Raw genomic sequence first — 19,922 nt, 5'->3', positions numbered from 1 at the left:
CATAACAAAAACAATATACCCTTTAGAGCAACAAATTATCCGTATCGTGTTCAAAGACCGTTTTATAGTTACCCAACCGTCTTTTTTGGAGGTTCACGAGAAATTAGCGGTTTACGCATGAGCAACTTTACTGAAAACAGGACTGGGACTCCCAATAAAGAGATTCCCGCCAATAAACCGAAAATGGGCAAAGGCTCACCAAAACCGAAATAACCGAGCAGGAAGCCTCCAAGTGAAGGCCCTGCGATATTGCCTATTTGTGTAAAACCCATCGCCCCAAAGTATGTACCTCTTAATTCTGGTTTTGCAATTGAATCCAGAAAGGCATCTGTCATAGAAAACATCAATACCTCTCCAATTGTAAAAAGAAAAATGACCGCGCCCCAGGCAGGAACCGACTCCGAAAATGCAAAAAGAAAGACAGAAAAACCTGAAAGAAGATTGCCGGCCATAATGGAAAGAATGGGCGGAAATTTTTTCGCGAAGGCCAGCAATGGGTATTGAACAGTAATGACAGTGACTGCATTTAAGATTAATAGCCCTGAAAACAATGCCGCACCCTTCTCGCCGCCAAGTGAACCCGAAAGAAATTGCGGGAGAGTTGAATTAAATTGAGCATATGCAAGTACCGCCAGTATGTTTCCCACCAGGGTAAGCAGCAGAATTTTATCATTGACTGCAATTCGGGCTGCTGCCGAAAAACGAATAGGCTTTTGATTCACAGCTCCTTTCTGGATGCCGCTGTAACCTGTATGTTGATAGGTTATAACAAGAGAAATTCCATAAAGAACGTAAACACCTGCGGCGATAAAAAAAGCTGACGTGCTTTCCGAAGAACCAAAGTAAAACCCAAGTAACGGTCCAAAAATAACTCCGACATTTATGGCCGTATAACGGAAATTAAAAATCGCCAGCCTGTTCTTTGGCTCAGTAAGATCCGCAAGCAGGGCTCTTGAAGCAGGTTCAAATATTGATTTGCAGAAACCGTTCAATGCGTTTGCAGCAAAGAATCCTGCAATGGTCTCGGCCATTCCAAATAGGACAAACACTCCTGCCCATAGGAATATGGAGAGGAATAAGATAATTTTCCTCCCAAACCGATCAGACAAATAGCCGCCAGCAAAGCTTGTGCAAATTCCCACGAGTGAGCTTACAGCAATAATCAGTCCGGTCAAACCTGGAGAAACATGTTTTATCTGTGTGAGGTAAATGGCGAGGAACGGAATACTCATCGAAGTTGCCATCCTGCCGAACATCGTTCCAATTAATATATTTATGGTGAGCGGATGTAAATTCCTGAGTTGCGAAAGTATCTGAATCTCCCTCCCTTTTATTCACTTCAAAAACTTCAATCGCTAGCTTATTTTACCTTTTGGTATCCGAAACGGCAATGAAATGTTTACATTGCCTTGCTTTTAGGAAAAATAAAGACAGATTCATAAGTTTTATTTCTTATCTACTATTTAGATGATAAGATAGTAGATAAGTTTAATATGTTAAAATAAAGGATTTCTGCTTGGATTGAAGCATGAAGCAACATCCAAAAACCTAAAAATTTCGCCGTAAAGGAACATTTGACATGACGAAAAAAAAGATTGCCTGGATTACCGACAGTACAGTTTTTTTAACTGAAAAACTAAAAGCAAGCCCCGATGTTTATGTAGTGCCGCTTGAAATTATCTTCGGGAATGATGCGTATGAAGACGGAGTCGATCTTGATACAGAAACACTTTATCGCAGAATTAACAACGATAAAACAGTTCCGAAAACATCACAGCCTTCTTCCGGAAAGTTTTCTGCACTTTTTGAAAAACTGAAGGAAAATTATGAGAGCGCAATAGCTGTCCATATCTCCTCAAAACTAAGCGGAACGATGTCAAGTTGTATTGCCGGAGCGGAAATGGCTGGTTTCCGTGTTGAAGCAGTTGATTCAAAGTCGTTGTCCTATGCGATTACTGCCCTGATAGAAAAAGGCATGGAACTTGCGGAAACTGGCCTGGGTGTAACCGACATTGCCACCATCCTCCGTGAAGAAGCAGACAACGGCCAAAACTATATTTTGCTTGGAAACCTTGATCAATTTTATAAAGGCGGACGGATGTCAGGTACGCAATACCTGCTCGGAAGCATTCTTAAAATAAAGCCGATTATCAGAATCAATAACAATGGTGAGTTTGAATTGTATGAGAAAGTACGTTCAGAGAAGAAGGCCAGTGGAAGGCTTGTCGAGCTTTTCGGTGAAGCATACAGCGAGAACCGAGTAGAAGAGGTTTGGATTATGCATGGAAATGTCATCGATAAAGCAAAGGAAATGGAAGCAGCTCTAAAAGCAGCTTTTCCGGGGCTAAAAACATTCATCGGCGAAATTTCATCCACGATTGCCGCTCATGCTGGCGAAGGAACTGTAGCGATTATCTGGCATAATGAGCATAAATAAGGTTTGAACGGGCTGCCGAATGGCGGCCTCTTTTATTTCAAAATGAAAAAGGCTCTCCGCAGCTGTTTCGGAAAGCCAACAAATTATTATAGCCATGAATACATATAGTCTTGATCCTCGATCTCCCCTGCTTTTTTAAAAACCTTTAGAGGCCGGAATGTATCGATCATGACCGCAAGCTCAAGAGTTTCTTTTTTTCCAATGCTTGCCTCGGCCTTCCCAGGATGCGGACCGTGCGGGATTCCGCTTGGATGAAGGCTGATCGATCCTTGCTTTATGCCCTTTCTACTCATGAAGTTGCCTTCCACATAATACAGCATTTCGTCACTGTTTACATTGCTATGGAAGTATGGGGCGGGTATAGCATCGGGATGGTAATCATAAAGCCTTGGTACAAACGAACAAACAACAAAATTATGACCTTCAAATGTTTGATGGACTGGCGGCGGCTGATGGATCCTGCCAGTAATTGGCTCAAAATCCTCAATATTGAATGCCCACGGGTATAAGTAGCCATCCCATCCGACCACATCAAAAGGATGATGGCCGAGGATATGCTGGTGAAGATATCCTCTTGTTTTTGTCAGGACTTCAAATTCGCCTTTCTCATCGAAAGGTTGAAGCGTTTCAGGTCCCCTTATATCCCTTTCACAAAACGGGCTATGCTCAAGGAGCTGTCCATATTCGTTCCGATACCTCCGGGGGGTGGTGATTTGCGAATACGACTCGACGAACAGGATTTTTGTTTCTGAATCAGGGCGTAGACGGTATATCGTTCCGATTGGAATCACTAAATAGTCCCCTGGCCTGTAGGTAAGGGATCCAAACATTGTTTCCAGTTTTCCGGAGCCATGGTGGATGAAAAGCATTTCATCGCCATCACCGTTTCGGTAATAACTCTCCATCGCCGAACTTACATTGGCCGTGCCGATTAATAAGTCGCTATTACCCATCAAGTATTCCCTGGCATCAAGTGCATTGCCAGTTGTTTTCAGCTCAGGTGTATAAAAATGCCTATGCCTGAGAGGTCCTTGTTCTTCGTATTCCGGCAGAAAAGGAATCACTTTTTCTGCTTTTACTACCTCTGTCGGCATATGTGCATGATACAAAATCGATTGTGTTCCCGAAAATCCTTTTGTCCCCATTACCTGCTCCCTGTAAAGTGAGCCGTCTTCTTTTCTGAAAATCGTGTGCCGTTTGCGGGGGATTTTCCCCATTTGCCTATAAAACATTAATTCACCCCATTTCCCCTGCTATTACATTTTTTAAGGTTCCAAGTTTATCAATCTGGAGCTCTACTTCATCACCCGGCTCAAGCCAGCGGTGTACCTCTTCTCCAAGCTCAAGAATACAGCCGGTCCCGACTGTCCCGGATCCAATCAATTCTCCCGGATGAAGCGTTACGCCTTCGGAAGCACGCTTCAGCATCTCGGAAAATGAATAGTGGATGTCCTTCATATTCCCTTTTGAAAGGTGCTTGCCGTTAACAAGTGCCCTCATTTCCAAATCAAACCCTTTACCGGCCTTGAGGCTGCTTACTTCATCAGCCGTTACAATCCAAGGCCCAATTGAAGTAGCGAAATCCTTTCCTTTTGCAGGTCCGAGCCCGACTTTCATTTCCTTTTGCTGAAAATCGCGGGCGCTCCAGTCGTTGAGAATACAATATCCGAAAATATAATCATCCGCTTCGCCAACCTGAATGTTTTTCCCGCTTTTTCCGATTACACAAGCAATTTCGAGCTCGTAATCGAGCTTGGTACTGCCATAAGGTTTTTCGATTTCCTCATTGGGCCCTTTAATTGCCAAGTGATTTGAAAAATAAAACACTGGGATCTCATACCACTCCTGAATCATGCCAAGGCCCCTGTTTTCACGGGCAGTTTTAACATGCGCTTCAAATGCATAAAAGTCACGGAAGCTTCGCGGGTTTGGGAGCGGGGCAAGAAGGTTTGCTTCTTCCAGCGGATAGACCCCTGGTGAGCCTACAGTTAATTGACTGTTGATTGCGTTAGCCAATTGCAGGTTTGTTTTTGAATCGTTGAGAAATTCAAGCATTGTTCCGGGCAATCGGCCTGCAGATGCTTCTTTCATATCAACGGCATGCTTGTCATCCAACAGCCAGCCAGCCGTTTGTTCCCCACTTTTCTTTTCAAAGGTTATAAATCTCATTTTTTATCACCATCACTTACAATCCGTTCAAGTTCAAATGTCGAGGCTAGCGGCCGTGTATATGAATTGCCGGCAAGCCTGCCAATTGGTTCAAGAAATTCAGCAAGAATCCTCCCCTTGTCATGAAGCTGGTCATCCACATGAACATAAACAACCTTCCCAATCACAAGGCTTCCTGCACCAGCATGTTCCCCAAAATGCAGCACCTGTTCCAGTTCGCATTCAAAGTTCACCTTCGACTCTTTGATCCGGGGGGATGCGATTTTTTTGGAGGGTGCTTTCGAAAGGCCTGACGCTTCGAATTCATCAACATCTGAAGGAAATTCAGTAGCGCATATATTCATTTTTTCAGCCATTTGTTCGCTGACAATGTTAATGACAAACTGCCCTGTCTCTTCAATATTTGTTAATGTATCCTTCTTGGCTCCGTCCGTTCCGCGCCTCATCGGTGAAAAGCAGATAAGCATTGGGTCGGCACTGATTGCCGTAAAAAAGCTGAACGGAGCTGCATTGGCTACACCTTTTTTATTTATCGTGGAAACAAAAGCGATTGGCCTCGGAACAATCGCTCCTGTCAGCAATTTATAGCAGTCCCTCCACTGCATGGCTTCAGGTGTAAACTCCATCGTTAAATCACCCTTTCCGGGGCAATGGAACAAAGTTCAGCAAGGAAAACATCGTTCTCTTTCCTCGTTCCAAGCGAAATTCGGAGCCCTTCAGGGTATGAAGGCGAAGACAGTGCTTTTATAAAAATTCCTTTTTCCGCAAACTTTTTCTCGAGAAGAAGAGCTCGAAACGTGACCGGGATAAACAGAAAGTTGGCTTCAGAAGGAAGGGGCTTATACCCGAGTCTGGAAAGGCTCTTGGCCAGATACTCTCGTTCAGTTTGATTTTTTGAAGCCGATTCAATCACATGCTCTTGATCATTCAGGGAAGCTGCCGCTGCTGCAGCGCTAATTCGGTTAACCTGATAAACATCCTTCACTTTTTTCAACTCATTGGCTAGTCCAGGGTCCATCATCCCGTAACCAACACGCAGCCCGGCAAGTCCGTGCACTTTTGAAAAAGTCCTCAGGAATACGCAGTTTTTATAATTAACCAAAATGGATTCAGCATCAATCATACAACCGGGTGTCACATACTCCACATAAGCCTCATCAATCACAATCATGATATTAGGGGGTATACGGTCAATAAAACGAAGCAGTGCTTCTTTATCGACAATCGTCCCGGTTGGATTATTTGGGTTGCAGACAAAAATCATTTTTGTTTTCGGTGTCACTTGTTCGTACATGGCTTCGAGATTATGGACACCATCCTTAAGAGGAACGAGGACAGGCATCCCGCCTTCAATCAAAACATTTGTCCTGTAGCGCGGAAACGTGCAGTCCGCCATAATCGCTTCATCGCCTTTGCTAATATAGGCCCTTGTTAGCTGGCGGATGATTTCGTCTGATCCATTCCCGATAGCAAAATGATCATTCGAAAGATGATGGTGGCGGCTTAATGCCCCGAGTAGACTCGCATACGATCCATCAGGATAAATCGCTGTTCTTGCCAATTCCTGCTTTGCGGCTTCAAGTGCGAATGGAGATGGCCCGTAAGGATTCTCGTTATCAGCCATTCTGAAAATATGCTTAAAACCTGATGCTAGTTGGCGTTCTTCCGGGGAAGCTCCAACAGGGTATGGGACGACTGCAGCAAGCTCATCCCTCGGTTTTAGTACAGTCATTCCCTTTACCCACTCCAGTTCAATTATTTTTTATTTGGAACCTCAATGACCGTAACATCCAATTCAGATTGTCTCGGCCGCCGGTGTGGTTCCCTTCAATGCTCATAAGTGGCTAGCCTCACTTATACGGTCGGTGAACAGGTGCTATCAACGCCCTTAAATAGCAAGATTGAGAGATACGGTCGTTGATAGGGTGCTATCGACGCCCTTAAATGGCAAAATTGAGAGATACGGTCGTTGATAGGGTGCTATCGATGCCCTTAAATGGCAAAATTGAGAGATACGGTCGTTGACAAGGTCGTATCAACGCCCTTAAATGGCAAGATTGAGAGATACGGTCGTTGATAAGGTGCTATCAACGCCCGAAAAGTGCTAGGCTCGCAGATACGGTCGTCCATCAAGGACCCAAGCAGCTAAATACATTGGGTCCTCGATAAAAAAGCCGTAAAGGATTACAAATTCCCTCTTCGTGCCTGCTCGCGTTCGATTGATTCAAAGAGCGCCTTGAAATTGCCTTCCCCAAAGCCTCTTGCCCCTTTTCGCTGGATGACTTCAATAAACAACGTTGGGCGATCGACGATTGGTTTCGTGAAAATTTGAAGCAGGTAACCTTCATCATCCCTGTCAACGAGGATGCTCAATTCGCGAAGCTTCGAGATTTCCTCATCAATTTCTCCTACTCGTTCTGCAAGGTCATCGTAATAGGCGTCCGGTGTTGACAGAAATTCCACTCCATTGTCCTTAAGGGCAGAAACCGTTGAAACGATGTCCTCAGTCAGAATTGCCAAGTGCTGAACGCCAGGGCCGTTATAAAACTCAAGGTATTCCTCGATTTGCGATTTCCGTTTTCCTTCCGCCGGCTCGTTGATTGGGAACTTGATCCGGCCGCCATTGTGCATGACTTTTGACATGAGCGCGGAATATTCGGTCGAGATATCATCATCCGAGAAATGCTTCATCTCCTTGAAGCCCATTACCTTTTCGTAATACTCCACCCACTCCTCCATCGCCTCAACATTTCCGACAACATGGTCAACAGCAATTAAACCAGTGTCAGGAACGTGGACGGTATCCGTGTATCTCTCAAAACCAGGCATGAATGCCCCTTTATAATCCTGCCGTTCAATTAATGAGTGGATTGTATCGCCATACGTTCCAATGACGGCTTTTTTTACTGTTCCGTATTCGTCGTTGAGGACTATTGGCGCCTCCAATGCAATTGCCCCACGCTCTACTGCGGCAGAAAATGCTTTCTCAACATCATCAACCAGCAGAGCGATATCCTTTACTCCGTCACCATGTTTTTTTACAAAAGAAGCAACTTCGCCATCTTCGCCATACGAGCCGGTGATGACAAGGCGGATTTTTCTCTGCTGAAGCACATACGAAACTGTTTTGCGGTTTCCTGTTTCAAGGCCGGAATAAGCAACAGTCCGGAAACCAAATGCGCGGCAGAAATAATAAGCAGCCTGCTTGGCATTGCCTGTATAAATTTCCATATAATCAACGTCCCTCACCGGGAAAAAATCTTCTGTTACTTCATTCACTGACATTTTTTGCTCTTGCATATATGTAGCCTCCTTTGGTTTTTTTAATGATTAAAAATTCTCAGTTACTGGCTCCCGTTCAGCACGTTTTTGAGGCTTCAGGTGGACAGCTTTCCCAGCAATTCCTTCAGTTGCTTCAAGCAGCGCTTCGGAAAGACCGGGATGCGGGTAGACAGGAAATGTAAAATCTTCTTCCCGGGCCCCCATCTCAAGTCCTAACACCCCTCCAAACAACAAATCATGTGCTCCTTCACCAATGATATGAACTCCGAGAATAACATCAGTACCTTGTTCGGTAATAATTTTAACAAGACCATCGCGTTTCCCTGAAAGCCCGCTAAAACCATTTGATGAGAGCGGAAACTGGCTAACCTTGATTGAAAAGCCTTCAACCGCTGCTCTTTTTTCAGTCAGGCCTGCCGCAGCGATCGGCGGCCGGGTAAATGCAACCTTGGGAAGAAAACGGAAGTCTGTAATCGCCGTACTGCTTCCACAAGCAGCCTCCGCTGCAACCTTCCCCTGTTTAATCGCTTTTGAAGCAAGAAAAGGAGCTCCTGTACTATCCCCGATCGCATAAATCCTGCCTAAATTCGTTCTGCACCGCTCATCGACCTCTACAAAACCATCGTTGTCAAGACGTAGTCCTATTCGATTTAACCCAAGCTCATCACTGGCTGGCTGCTTCATTTCTTGATAAAAGAAATGTGAGGCAAAAACAGTTTCATCTGACGTTTCGACCGAAACTCCGTCTTCCTGTTCAACCACCTCCTTAATGGAACAATTTTTCATGACAGTAATTTTTTCTTTTTTAAAAATACGAAAAAGTTCCTTAGCGATCGATGAATCAAACGGAATGTCTTCCGTGCCTTCGGGTAAAAGCAAGGTTACATTCGAGCCGAGCCCCCGGTAAGCCATCGCCATCTCAAGTTGAATGATGTCTGAACCATATATAACAAGGTGCTCTGGAATATCGTCCAAAAACGAGATCGACCAGGAATCCACAACCCGTTTCCCATTCCTGAACCGGCTATCCTTCGCTGGGCGGACTCCTGCTGCAATGATTGCATGGTTAAAATCATAAAGTTCATAGTGGTCCCCGTCCTCAACACCGATCCGGTTTTCGGAAAGAAACACCGCTGTCCCCTTTGCAATTTGCACTTTATTGGCCTTGCAAAGGGCTTCAATTCCAGCTTGTAATCCCTGTATCGTCTTTTGCTGGTACTCTCTTAATTTTTCAAAGTTTAAACGTATGCTTTCAGCCTCAATGCCAAGGGCGGCATTTTTCTTGGAATCTTCCATTCTGGCAGAGGCTGTAGTCAATACTTTTGAAGGGATGCATCCTTTATTCAGGCAAATCCCGCCTAAATCAGCTTTTTCGATAAGCAATACATGGCGGCCAAGCTGTGCTGCCCGGATCGCTGCATGATACCCGCCGGGACCGCCGCCAATGACGATAAGATCTGCCTGGTTTGCCATTTCACCGACAACCATCTAAACCAACTCCAGTAATAGCAGCTGAGGGTTTGCGATATATGCTGCGAATTTATTTGTGAATTTCACCGCTGACGCCCCATCCGCCACTCTATGGTCAAACGACATGGAAAGGTTCATAATCGAGCGTATTTCAATTTCATCGCGCTCATTTACAACCGGCATCTTTTTCGTTTTATGGAAGGAGACTAGGGCAACCTGGGGGTGCTGAATAATCGGGGTAGCTCCTATGCTGCCGCCAAGCGGGCCCACGTTGCTGACTGTGAAGGTTCCACCCTGGATATCCTTAATAGTTAACTGATTTCTCAATGCTTTTTCTGTAAGCGCCTTCATTTCGGAATGGATTTCAGTTAACGATTTGGCTTGGACGTTCCGGATGACCGGGACAATCAATCCATCCTCAGTATCAACTGCTGTCCCGATATGATGATGGTCATTTAGATTGATAACCTCGTTTTCTTCATCCAGAATGGCGTTAAAAATCGGAAACTCTTTTAAGCAAACCGATAATGTTTTAATAAATATAGCCGTAGCAGATAGTTGTATGTTGGATGCCTTAAGTTCTTTTCTGAATTCTATGAGATTCGTAACATCGATTTCTTCAAAATGTGTACAATGAGGAATGGTCTGGATAGAATGAAGCATGTTTTTGGCAATTTGCCGGCGCCTTCCCCGGAACGGAACTGGCTTTACTGTTTGAGGTTGGTCTATTTTAGGCTCTGCTTCAGTTAAGCCTGTTTGTTGTTGAGAGTCGTTGGTTGTGAGGTTTTCTAAAAAATTGTAAACGTCAGTATCCATTATCCGGCCCGCTGGCCCTGTCCCGGTGACATCTTCAAGCCGAATGCCATGCTCTCTCGCAATTTTGCGGGTATAGGGCGAAGCAAGAATTCTTGGGAATATAGGTTTTACTTGTGAGGTTCCGTTAACGGAACTTGGCCCCTCAACTTCAGCGCCGCCTTTTTTATATTCAGGAATTGCGGCGACTTTCTCTGGTTGCCTCCCTAATGTTGCGGATGCTTCCAAAATGAGCAGGGTCGTCCCAACCGGAACTGTATCTCCGGGATTTACTTTGAATTCCTTGACAATTCCCGCAGCTGGAGATGGAATCTCCGCGGTCATTTTGTCTGTCTGTACTTCAAGCAAAGGGTCATCTGCCTTTACAAAGTCGCCGGGCTTGACGAGAAAGCAGTTAATGCCTGCCTCTGCCATACCTTCACCTATGTCGTGGAGTTTAACCTCCATTCTGCCACCTCCTAAAAACGCATGACTTTTTCAATTGCGGCTTCCACCCGCTTCGGTGTCGGCAAATAATGGTCTTCAAAACCGAAATAAGGGACGGGGCTGTCAAACCCGGTCACCCGTTCCACCGGGGCTTTTTGATAAAGGAAAGAAGTATCATTGATGATGGATAAAATATCATTGCCAACACCACCGGTAGCATGGGCTTCATGTACGATTACAGTTCTTCCGGTTTTTTGGACGGATTCGGCAATCAAGTCCTTATCTAGCGGGTATAATGTCCTCATATCCAGACAATCACAGCGAATCCCTTTTTTCGCCATATTTTTGGCGGCTTCCATCACAATCGGGACCATAGCTCCCCAACAAATGACCGTTACATCTTCCCCATCTTGAAGCTTCTTTCCTTTGCCAATCTCTACTTCGAAAATTCCTTCTGGCACTTCGTCCTTGACTGAGCGGTAAAGCCTCATCGGCTCAAGGTACAGGACAGGATCCGGATCAAGGATTGACGCAATGAGCAGCCCCTTTGCGTCGTAGGCAGACGAAGGACAAACAACCTTCAGGCCGGGCATATGCGTGAACAACGCTTCCGTGCTGTCACAATGAATTTCAGGGGCGCGTACACCTGCCCCATAAGGAGCCCGGATAACCATCGGTACGGTAAAGTGTCCATACGTTCTCATTCGTAGCCGTGAAGCATGTGTCATAATTTGTTCATAAGCTGGATAAATAAACCCAAGAAACTGGATTTCGGCCACTGGCCTGAAGCCGTTTGCTGCCATGCCAATTGCTGCACCAATGAAGCCGGCTTCAGATAACGGAGTATCGATTACCCGCATTTCTCCAAATTGTTCCTGCAGGCCATCCGTTACCCGGAACACCCCTCCATTTTTGCCAATATCCTCACCAAGGAGGATGACGTCGCTGCGGTTCTTTAGCATTTCAGAAAGGCCGTCATTTATCGCCTGAACCATTGTCATTGTCTTCGTCTTCGTGACAGTGTCCATCATTGCCCTCCTTTCATTAGCTGAAGGTATTCCTGTTTCTGTTTTTCAAGCGGCCAGACCGGCCTTTCAAAAACAAAGTCAAAAATGTCTGCCGGATTTGCGGGAGGAAATTGTTCCATTTCCATTACTCCGCGGTCGATTTCAGCTATTGCTTCCTCTTCAAAGGCATTAAGCTCCTCTTCATCATAAAAACCTTCATTTTTCAGGAATCTCTCAAGCCTTAAAATTGGATCAATTCTCTTCCTTCGCTCATGGCTTTCAGCCTGGTCCCTGTACTTGGATGGATCGTCCGCTGTTGTATGGGCGCCATAACGCCATGTAATGGCTTCAATGAGTGTCGGGCCTTCGCCTGCTCTCGCCCGCTCTAGTGCCTTCATCGTTTCGAAATAAACAGCAAACACATCATTTCCGTCAATCCGAACACCTGGAATTCCGTATGCGACCGCTTTTTGGGCAATTGTTTTAGAATTCATTTGCTTTTCAACCGGTACCGAGATGGCATAGCCATTGTTTTGATTAAAGAAGACAACCGGAGCTTTCATGACACTGGCGAAATTCAGCCCTTCATGAAAATCGCCTTCTGAGGTTGCCCCATCGCCAAAATAAGTTAATGCGGCACATGATGTTCCCTTCATTTTTTCAGCCAGGGCGGCACCTGCTGCATGGGGAATCTGGGTTGCAATCGGGATGCCAGGCGGGAAGATTTTTTTTCCGTCGGGCGGAATACAGCCTTCGTTCCTGCCATTCCAGAACAGCAGGATATTTCGAAGCGAATGGCCGAATACTAGTGCTGCGCCATGGTCCCGGTATGTGGGAAAAAACCAATCATCCGGGCGCAATGCAAGAGCGCTTCCGACCTGGGATGCTTCTTGCCCTTCAAATGGGGCGTACGTTCCAATCCTGCCCTGCCGCTGCAAACTGACAGCCTTCCTGTCAAGTGTTCTAATCCGTATCATTTGTTTATAAAATGTAATCGCAAGTTCCTTCGAAATTCTTTGTTTCCATGAAGGGTCTGTTACATTGCCTTGTTCATCCATGATGTGAAGTACCGGGAATGTTTCCTCCACGGCGTTCGCCCCCTTTTATATAAAATAATCGCCAACCGCTATGACCTGATTGCCCACTTTGGAGGCTTGGCATGGGTAAAAAAGCTGTTTCTCCTTGAGCGGGCCTCGATTCTTGCCTCACAGAAATGATTGGCCGCTTCCACGGTCGTAAGCCCATCCTGTTCTGCACGTTTATACACATCAAGCAGACAATCATAAATTGCCTTTGTTTTTTGAAGCACTCTTTCCGGATTTGGGGTATACAATTCATCGGCAACCTGAATAAGTCCGCCTGCATTTACAATATAATCAGGTGCATAGAGAATGCCTTTTTCTTGGAGAAGCTTTCCATGTCTGATCTCTGCCAGTTGATTATTTGCGGAACCTGCTACAGCATGGCATTTAAACAGCGGAATCGTATCATCATTAATAACTCCGCCAAGCGCGCAAGGGACAAAGACATCTGCAGGAACAGAATAAATTTCATTTGCCGCCACCGTTTTTATGGCCGACCCCATCGCCTTCGCCTGTTCAGCAAGGCGGTTGATCGCTTCCTCATTAATATCAGTTACATAAAGGTCTGCTCCTTCCTTGAGCAGATGTTCAGCGACTTTAAAACCTACCTTCCCCAGCCCTTGAATTGCATAACTTTTACCCGAAAGGTTATTGGTTCCCCATATCACATAATTCGTTGCCTGAATTCCATACAAAACTCCTTGAGCCGTTGGAATCGAAGAGTCGCCGCTTCCTCCATAGGCTTGGTCTACACCGACAATGCAATTTGTTTCCTTCATTGCATGGACAAAATCCTCCGGGGTAGTCCCCATATCTGTACCAGTATAAAACCGTCCATTTAATGACTCGACAAACTGGCCGAATGCTCTGAATAACTCTGGTGTCTTGTCTTTCATTGGATCTCCAATGATTACAGCCTTTCCTCCACCGAAATCCACATCGGCAGCGGCGCATTTATATGTCATTCCTTTTGAAAGGCGCAATACATCCTCGAGTGCTGCTTCTGTACTTTCATATGGCCGCATCCGGCAGCCGCCGAGTGCAGGGCCAAGCTTTGTACTGTGTATCGCAATGATTGCTCTCAATCCGGTCTGTTCATCGTTGCAAAAAACAACCTGTTCATGCCCGCTTATTTGAGTGAATATATCCATGGTGCCAATTCCTCCCGTATATGATAACGCTTTCATTTTGTCTCTCCTTTCAAAAGCCTGTGCCTGTCTGGATGACAATGGCTGTTTTGTTAAAAGTAACGTTCCATTTCTGCCCTAGATTAAACCGCTTCACCGCTTTAAAGCAAATTGAATCCCTATACAGCAACAAAGAAACATACCGTGAAAGGCTGTTTCTTTGTTATCGCAATCTGTAATTATATAAGAGGAACGAATAAGTTTAACCTTTTAATTTTCGCTACAGGCGCTTCGCTTTCCGTGGGGCGTGCGGTGAGCCTGTCTAGCTGCGGTTCCTAGCTCCTCGAGGTCGCTTCGGTCCTTCGGCTGAAGTCAAAGAACGACTTCCGCTTCAGGCCCTGCAGCGCTTGTCGGAGCTGGGCAGTCGCCTTCGCATTTCTTTCTCCTCGGCGCAAGCGCCTGTGGGGTCTCACCTGTCCCGCTGCTCCCACGGGACGTTGAATAATCTTCCTGAAAAAGCACCGCAGGAGAAAATGCGTTTTTTGCATTTTCGAACGAGCTCGCGCCTTCCACTTCAATTAAATTAAGATTCATTAGTTCCTCTTATATTCTATGTTTTTAGCAATTTATTAATCTTTAATTTAGGCAATATGACTTGTTTTACAGACCCTGCACCTATTAATTTTGAAGTGGTTCTTGCCTGTACATCTGTCCAGACAGCATTTCCCTCGAGCAAACTGACTGTGGCAGTCACTGTGATTTCATCTTGGTCTCTTGCCGGGGCGATATGTTTCAAAGAAACTTCTGCCCCCATCCCTTCTTCACCATCTTCAAGGTAAGGAAGGATAATCAAACGTGAGGCCCACTCCATATGGTAGACCATCCATGCTGTGGAATAGGCAGGATGGACAACCTGACCGCCAAATTCGGCGAACATGTCAGGAGTGACTTTCAGCTGAAGAGTTTCAGATTGGCCAATTGCCATTCCAGGCTTCATATTGCTGTCCCCCGTTTTTTCGTATATCCTCATTTGCCTTACGTTAGAAGAGCCCGGTCATTTGCCATTTGAGTTCCGCGAATCCGTTGGAATTCTTCCAGCAAGGTTTCAATTGTCAGTTTCTTTTTGTCCTCTTCATTGACTTCAAGAATGATTTGTCCCTTATCCATCATGATTAATCGATTTCCGAGGTCGATAGCCTGCTGCATATTGTGGGTGACCATCAGTGTAGTCAGCCCATATTGATCAATGACTTGTCTGGTCAGGTTTGAAATCAGTTCAGCCCTTGAAGGATCAAGCGCTGCTGTATGCTCATCCAGAAGAAGAACACATGGCTCTGTGAATGTTGCCATCAAAAGTGACAGCGCCTGCCGTTCCCCGCCGGAAAGAAGACCGACTTTTGCATTCAGCCTGTTTTCAAGTCCGAGGTGAAGTGTTTCAAGTACTTCTTTAAAAAGTTCTCTTCGTTTTTTGGTGACGCCCTGGCGCAACGTTCTGGTTTTGTTGCGAGAGTAGGCCATTGCCAGATTTTCTTCTATTGTCATGCTTGGTGCGGTACCGGCCATCGGATCCTGGAATACCCTGCCAATCAACTTCGAGCGGGTGTGTTCCAACATTCCGGTAACATTTTTACCGTCGAGGAAGATTTCCCCCACATCAGGCTGTAGGGCTCCCGAGATGATATTCATGAGTGTCGATTTGCCAGCTCCGTTACTTCCAATGACAGTAACGAAATCGCCTCTTTTCAGTTCAAGGTCAACATGGTCAATGGCTACTTTCTCATCAGGTGTACCTTCATTGAATACTTTATGAATCTGATTTAAGCGCAGCATGGCTCTCCCCCTTCCTTACACCCTGTGTCTGCAGAAGGGAAAGCCGTTCTGCACGCTTCTTAGCCTTTCTGTTTTTTTCCTTCATCCCTCGATAGAGATTCGGGCCAACAAGTGCTGTGATAACAATCAGCGCTGTAATCAATTTCATATCACCTGGATCCAGGAAATCCACTCTCAATGCCAGCGTGACGACGATTCTGTAGATGATGGCTCCCCCAATGACAGCAAGGGTTGTTCTGGCAATCGTCTTTGTTCCAAACAACGCTTCGCCTATAATAACAGAAGCAAGACCAATGACAATCATCCCAATCCCCATACCAACGTCAGCAAACCCGCCCTGCTGGGCAATCAATGCACCTGAGAAAGCAACCATGGCATTTGAGATCCCAAGGCCAAGGATAATAAGGATATTTGTATTTGCTGAAAAGCTGCTGATCATTTTTTTGTTATCGCCAGTTGCCCTGACCGCAAGCCCGACTTCAGTTTTCAGGAACCAGTCTGTAAAAAATTTAATTAAAAGCGTAACAACGATCATGAACAACAGGATACCCCATGAAGACGGCAAGTTCCCGCCAAGGCCTACTGCTGTCAATACATTATTAAAAAACGCATCAATCCCTGATTTTTCCGAAACCTCTTTTACTGTGGTCAAGGAAGTTTCCTGATTTAGGAGCGGAACATTCGGCCTGCCCATAATCCTCAGGTTGATTGAGTAAAGAGCGATCATCATCAATATTCCAGATAGTAATTCATTGATTTTGCCAACAGTATGAAGCAGCCCTGTCATACAGCCCGCCAAGAATCCTGCAACCAATGCCGTAATAGTCGCAATAAAAGGATTCTGACCGTTGACGATCATCGTTGCCGCCACGGCAGCTCCAATCACGAAGCTGCCGTCTACTGTCAGGTCTGGAAAGTCGAGGATCCTGAATGACAGGTATACACCGAGTGCCATGATTGCATAGATGATGCCTGACTCAAACGATGAAAATATTGCTGTAAACACTTCGAATCATCCTTCCTATGCCATGCCCGCATGGTTTTCTTTCCATAACGGGCATTTACTGCTTCCAGCTAAGAATGGAGCTTATTCACCTTCATAGAACTCGCCAATATTTTTCCATTCATCTTTTACAGTCAGTCCTTGGGCCTCGGCAGCCTTTTTGTTAATCATGAGAGCCAGACTTTGAGGCAAGGCTACGTGAATATCGGAAGGCTTTTTCTTGCCTGTCAAAATTTCAACTGCCATCAGGCCGGTTTCGTATCCCAAGTCATAATAGCTGAAACCGCTCGCTGCTACAGCGCCTTTTTTCATAGAATCAAGCTCGCCAACAAATAATGGGATTTTCTTGTCGTTCGCAACCGAGATTACCGACTCCAAAGCTGAAACCACCGTATTATCAGTAGGAATATAGAGAGCATCGACCCTGCCGACCAGTGACTCGGCAGCCTGCTTTACTTCTGCAGTGGTTGAAACAGAAACCTCTACGATTGAAGCTCCATTTGCCTTTGCCAGCTCCTCAACTGCATCAACCTGGACAACAGAATTTTGCTCGCCGGAATTGTAGACTATCCCGATTTTCTTTGCTCCTACTTCCTTAGTAATGAAATCAATTGTTTTCTTGGTCGCATCCGGATGGTTATCTGTCGTACCTGTAATATTTTCCCCTGGCTGATCAAAGGCTTTTACAAGTCCTGCACCAACGGGATCCGTAACGGATGTGAATAAGATTGGAATTTCTTTTGTTACGTTCAATGCCGCAATCGCACTAGGTGTTGCATTTGCAAAAATGAGGTCAACTTTATCACCCGCAAAGTTCTGGGCTATCACCTGAGCGTTCGGTTGGTCACCCTGGGCGTTTTGTTCAGCGAATTCTACCTTAATGCCCTTTTCTTCAAGCGCCTTCTTAAAACCTTCTGTTGCCGCATCAAGCGATGGGTGTGGTGCAAATTGAGATATGCCTACTTTGTAGGTTTTTTGTTCATTTTCACCCGATCCACCTGAGCTTCCTCCTGCAGATTCATTGTTTCCGCATCCTGCCAGCAGTAACATTGCTGCCAGTGAAACCCCAATCGTTTTTACATACTTCCTCATCCTATTTCCCCCCAAAACTTTTTGTGGCATCCAGGTTGGATGCTGTACTGTTCAACCTTATGTAAGTTTCTTGGTGGATGAAATCATATGATATTAACTATAGTCACCGTGTTTATATCGTTATACTATCATCCACCATAATTTACAGTCAAACAATATTCTAAAAATTTAGTAATTTTTTAAAATTATAGTGCAATAGAATACGAAAGGCAAGAAAAATTTTAGTATCTCGCAAAATTAACGCTTATACGCGTTTAAGCGCTAAAGGAAACGGGTAAGGCAGCTAAAATGTAAGCTGATTTATTGAGTGTTGCAGGGTAGTTTTTGAGTCCTCAAGCATTTGGGCAAACAAGTCTGAAACAGTCGGAATGTCCTTGATATATCCAGCAATTTGCCCAGCATTCAAGAACCCCTCCTCGATATCTCCATCGATTGCCCCTGTTTTATGATACTGTTCCGATGTTTTTTCCATGAATTCCGCAATTGTTAACGCCGGTTCCTGCTCAAGAAGCTTCCTCGTATACGGAGCATTGAGTACTCTTCTGATCCTTCCATGCTGCCTGCCTATTACAAGCGTTGAAGAGTCATCGGCGTCCACAATCATTTTTTTATAAATCGAATGAAAGGGAGCCTCCTTAACAGTAATAAATCGGGTCCCCATCTGTACACCTGAAGCACCTAAAGCAAGGACAGCAGCGAGCCCGCGGCCATCAGCAATTCCCCCGGCAGCTATAACGGGAACCCGGACTGCTTCCGCCAACTGGGGAATCAATGTCAATGTTGTTGTTTCAAATGGGGAATTGATGCCCGCGGCTTCGTAGCCTTCACCAACAATTGCATCAACACCCGCCTCTTCGGCCTTCCTTGCATGCTTAACTGAAGCTGTGACGGCTATAATTTTAATTCCTGCCTCATGGAGCTTTGTGATATGTGGGGCAGGGTTGCCGGCTGATAGGGAGACGACAGGTACCTTATGCTTGATGGCCAGGGCAAGGATTTCTTCAGAAAATGGTGATACCCCAAGCGCCACATTCACAGCAAAAGGTTTTGAAGTCCGGTTCTTTGTTTCGAGGATCAAACTTTCCACCTCATCAGCAGCCATTGTTCCGGCACCAATTGTTCCCAAACCGCCAGCTTCGGAAATCGCAGCCGCAAGGGTGGCATTGCTAATATTGCCCATCCCGCCCTGGATGATTGGGTAGCGGATATTCAGCAGTTTCGTCAATTTATTCACAAATTTACGCCCTCCGTTTAAAAAGCGTCATGTCTGAACCTGATACTAATCCAGGATCAATGGATGCACAGTAGCATCGTAATCTTCATCCCGTTCCTCCAGCTCATTCCCATCTTTAAAAACTTCTTCGAAGAAACGGGAAGACGGTTCGGCAAGTTCTTTATAATACTCTGCAAACAGAGATGCAGCATGCCCGCCCAGCCATTTTTCGGGGAGAAGCTCTTCGGGCAGCCCAGGGTCCACAAACAGGAACTTCCGATATTCATGGACTAACTTCGTCCTTTCAACAAAACACTCGGCATCTGTCATTTGGCCTTTCTGGATTTTGTTTTTTCCTATAATATACTTCTGGCTGTAAGTTTGAATAAATTCCTGATAACGGTTGTTTATTTCGTCGATGTCCCAGCATTTCTCAACCAGCCGGGCGTTTTCCTTCGGCCCATTATACTCGGCAATGAAAAAATCAACATACTCATAAATACCGTATTTATCAATTAAATCATATACTTCATTCTCGAGTGGATTGGCTGATATCCAAGAACTGTTGGAAAGCGAGCCAAAGCCGCTCCAGACAAGCTCTTTTCTTAACTCATCACGAATGGTTCGGATTTCCTCCGGAATGGTGTACATCAAAATACGCCATTTCCCGTCCCACGCTTCTGGCTTCAGCTTGAAAATTCTCTTTGCAGCTTCCTCTATACGGCGTACCCCTCGTGCAGATAAGGAGTAATAGCTTTTATTGCCTGCTTTTTCGGCCTGAACCCAACCCTGTTTATTCATCCTTGATATCGCAGCCCTGACTGATTGGCTATTATGCCCAAATTCTTCAAGGAGACGGATCAGGCTGCCAATCCAGATTTTATTTCCATAATGTGAAATGTAATCTCCATACAATGTGAAAATCATTGACCGTGTGTTCATGTAAGTCACCTTTTCTAGTTTTTCTCTTG

Annotated in this window: 19 protein-coding genes; 1 reads left to right on the top strand and 18 read right to left on the bottom strand. The window is 45.3% G+C overall.

Going from position 1 to position 19,922, the window contains the following annotated elements; all coding sequences use genetic code 11:
• Positions 1–68 precede the first annotated feature (68 nt).
• A complete protein-coding gene (locus tag A8F94_RS01920) occupies positions 69–1,265 on the bottom strand; it encodes an MDR family MFS transporter (RefSeq protein WP_302621299.1) in 1,197 nt (398 codons plus the stop codon).
• A 314-nt stretch (positions 1,266–1,579) separates the two neighbouring features.
• Here A8F94_RS01920 and A8F94_RS01915 point away from each other — a divergent pair, with 314 nt between their 5' ends.
• Positions 1,580–2,437, top strand: a complete 858-nt coding sequence (locus A8F94_RS01915; protein WP_066194700.1) for a DegV family protein — start codon at positions 1,580–1,582, stop codon at positions 2,435–2,437.
• Positions 2,438–2,523: 86 nt separating this feature from the next.
• Here A8F94_RS01915 and A8F94_RS01910 read toward each other — a convergent pair whose 3' ends face one another.
• The 17 genes from A8F94_RS01910 to paaX all read right to left on the bottom strand — a co-directional run bounded on the left by A8F94_RS01910 (position 2,524) and on the right by paaX (position 19,893).
• The gene (locus tag A8F94_RS01910; RefSeq protein ID WP_066194698.1) at positions 2,524–3,669 is read right to left on the bottom strand and encodes a homogentisate 1,2-dioxygenase; all 1,146 of its coding nucleotides are present in this window, start codon (positions 3,667–3,669) and stop codon (positions 2,524–2,526) included.
• A gap of 4 nt (positions 3,670–3,673) precedes the next feature.
• Positions 3,674–4,606 carry a fumarylacetoacetate hydrolase family protein gene (locus A8F94_RS01905; protein WP_066194695.1) on the bottom strand — a complete coding sequence of 311 codons (933 nt, stop codon included), beginning with the start codon at positions 4,604–4,606 and terminating at the stop codon, positions 3,674–3,676.
• Complete coding sequence (locus A8F94_RS01900; protein WP_066194692.1) at positions 4,603–5,232, bottom strand: flavin reductase family protein; 630 nt, start codon at positions 5,230–5,232, stop codon at positions 4,603–4,605. Before A8F94_RS01900 ends, A8F94_RS01905 begins: the two co-directional genes overlap by 4 nt.
• 2 nt (positions 5,233–5,234) lie before the next feature.
• A complete protein-coding gene (gene hisC / locus A8F94_RS01895; protein WP_066194690.1) occupies positions 5,235–6,338 on the bottom strand; it encodes a histidinol-phosphate transaminase in 1,104 nt (367 codons plus the stop codon).
• Positions 6,339–6,790: 452 nt separating this feature from the next.
• Positions 6,791–7,906 (bottom strand): 4-hydroxyphenylpyruvate dioxygenase, encoded by a 1,116-nt coding sequence (gene hppD, locus A8F94_RS01890; protein WP_066194685.1) that lies wholly within the window; start codon positions 7,904–7,906, stop codon positions 6,791–6,793.
• Between the two features lie 30 nt (positions 7,907–7,936).
• On the bottom strand, positions 7,937–9,376 hold the full coding sequence (locus A8F94_RS01885; RefSeq protein ID WP_066194683.1) for a dihydrolipoyl dehydrogenase family protein: 1,440 nt from the start codon (positions 9,374–9,376) through the stop codon (positions 7,937–7,939).
• Positions 9,377–10,618, bottom strand: a complete 1,242-nt coding sequence (locus A8F94_RS01880; RefSeq protein WP_066194680.1) for a dihydrolipoamide acetyltransferase family protein — start codon at positions 10,616–10,618, stop codon at positions 9,377–9,379.
• A gap of 11 nt (positions 10,619–10,629) precedes the next feature.
• Entirely contained in the window at positions 10,630–11,625 is a 996-nt protein-coding gene (locus A8F94_RS01875) for an alpha-ketoacid dehydrogenase subunit beta (protein ID WP_066194677.1), read from the bottom strand.
• Positions 11,625–12,692 (bottom strand): pyruvate dehydrogenase (acetyl-transferring) E1 component subunit alpha, encoded by a 1,068-nt coding sequence (gene pdhA, locus A8F94_RS01870; RefSeq protein WP_066194674.1) that lies wholly within the window; start codon positions 12,690–12,692, stop codon positions 11,625–11,627. The genes A8F94_RS01875 and pdhA overlap by 1 nt, the downstream gene beginning before the upstream one ends.
• A gap of 38 nt (positions 12,693–12,730) precedes the next feature.
• Entirely contained in the window at positions 12,731–13,873 is a 1,143-nt protein-coding gene (locus tag A8F94_RS01865) for a Leu/Phe/Val dehydrogenase (protein ID WP_066194671.1), read from the bottom strand.
• 312 nt (positions 13,874–14,185) lie between these two features.
• Positions 14,186–14,407, bottom strand: coding sequence for a hypothetical protein (locus A8F94_RS01860; RefSeq protein ID WP_066194667.1), 222 nt, complete (start codon positions 14,405–14,407; stop codon positions 14,186–14,188).
• Between the two features lie 16 nt (positions 14,408–14,423).
• Positions 14,424–14,810 carry a thioesterase family protein gene (locus A8F94_RS01855; protein WP_066194665.1) on the bottom strand — a complete coding sequence of 129 codons (387 nt, stop codon included), beginning with the start codon at positions 14,808–14,810 and terminating at the stop codon, positions 14,424–14,426.
• A gap of 38 nt (positions 14,811–14,848) precedes the next feature.
• Positions 14,849–15,643 (bottom strand): ABC transporter ATP-binding protein, encoded by a 795-nt coding sequence (locus A8F94_RS01850; RefSeq protein ID WP_066194662.1) that lies wholly within the window; start codon positions 15,641–15,643, stop codon positions 14,849–14,851.
• Positions 15,618–16,649 (bottom strand): ABC transporter permease, encoded by a 1,032-nt coding sequence (locus A8F94_RS01845; RefSeq protein WP_066194659.1) that lies wholly within the window; start codon positions 16,647–16,649, stop codon positions 15,618–15,620. Before A8F94_RS01845 ends, A8F94_RS01850 begins: the two co-directional genes overlap by 26 nt.
• Positions 16,650–16,730: 81 nt before the next feature.
• On the bottom strand, positions 16,731–17,738 hold the full coding sequence (locus A8F94_RS01840; RefSeq protein ID WP_066194656.1) for an ABC transporter substrate-binding protein: 1,008 nt from the start codon (positions 17,736–17,738) through the stop codon (positions 16,731–16,733).
• Positions 17,739–18,021: 283 nt separating this feature from the next.
• Positions 18,022–18,972, bottom strand: a complete 951-nt coding sequence (locus A8F94_RS01835; RefSeq protein ID WP_066194654.1) for an NAD(P)H-dependent flavin oxidoreductase — start codon at positions 18,970–18,972, stop codon at positions 18,022–18,024.
• Positions 18,973–19,017: 45 nt separating this feature from the next.
• Positions 19,018–19,893 (bottom strand): phenylacetic acid degradation operon negative regulatory protein PaaX, encoded by an 876-nt coding sequence (gene paaX / locus A8F94_RS01830; protein WP_066194651.1) that lies wholly within the window; start codon positions 19,891–19,893, stop codon positions 19,018–19,020.
• Positions 19,894–19,922 lie beyond the last annotated feature (29 nt).

This window comes from Bacillus sp. FJAT-27225, from assembly GCF_001685025.1.
In the GTDB taxonomy this organism is placed as follows: Bacteria; Bacillota; Bacilli; order Bacillales; family Cytobacillaceae; genus Bacillus_D.
Note: the sequence above shows the minus strand (reverse complement) of the source record. Positions and strands in the feature narration are given on the sequence as shown.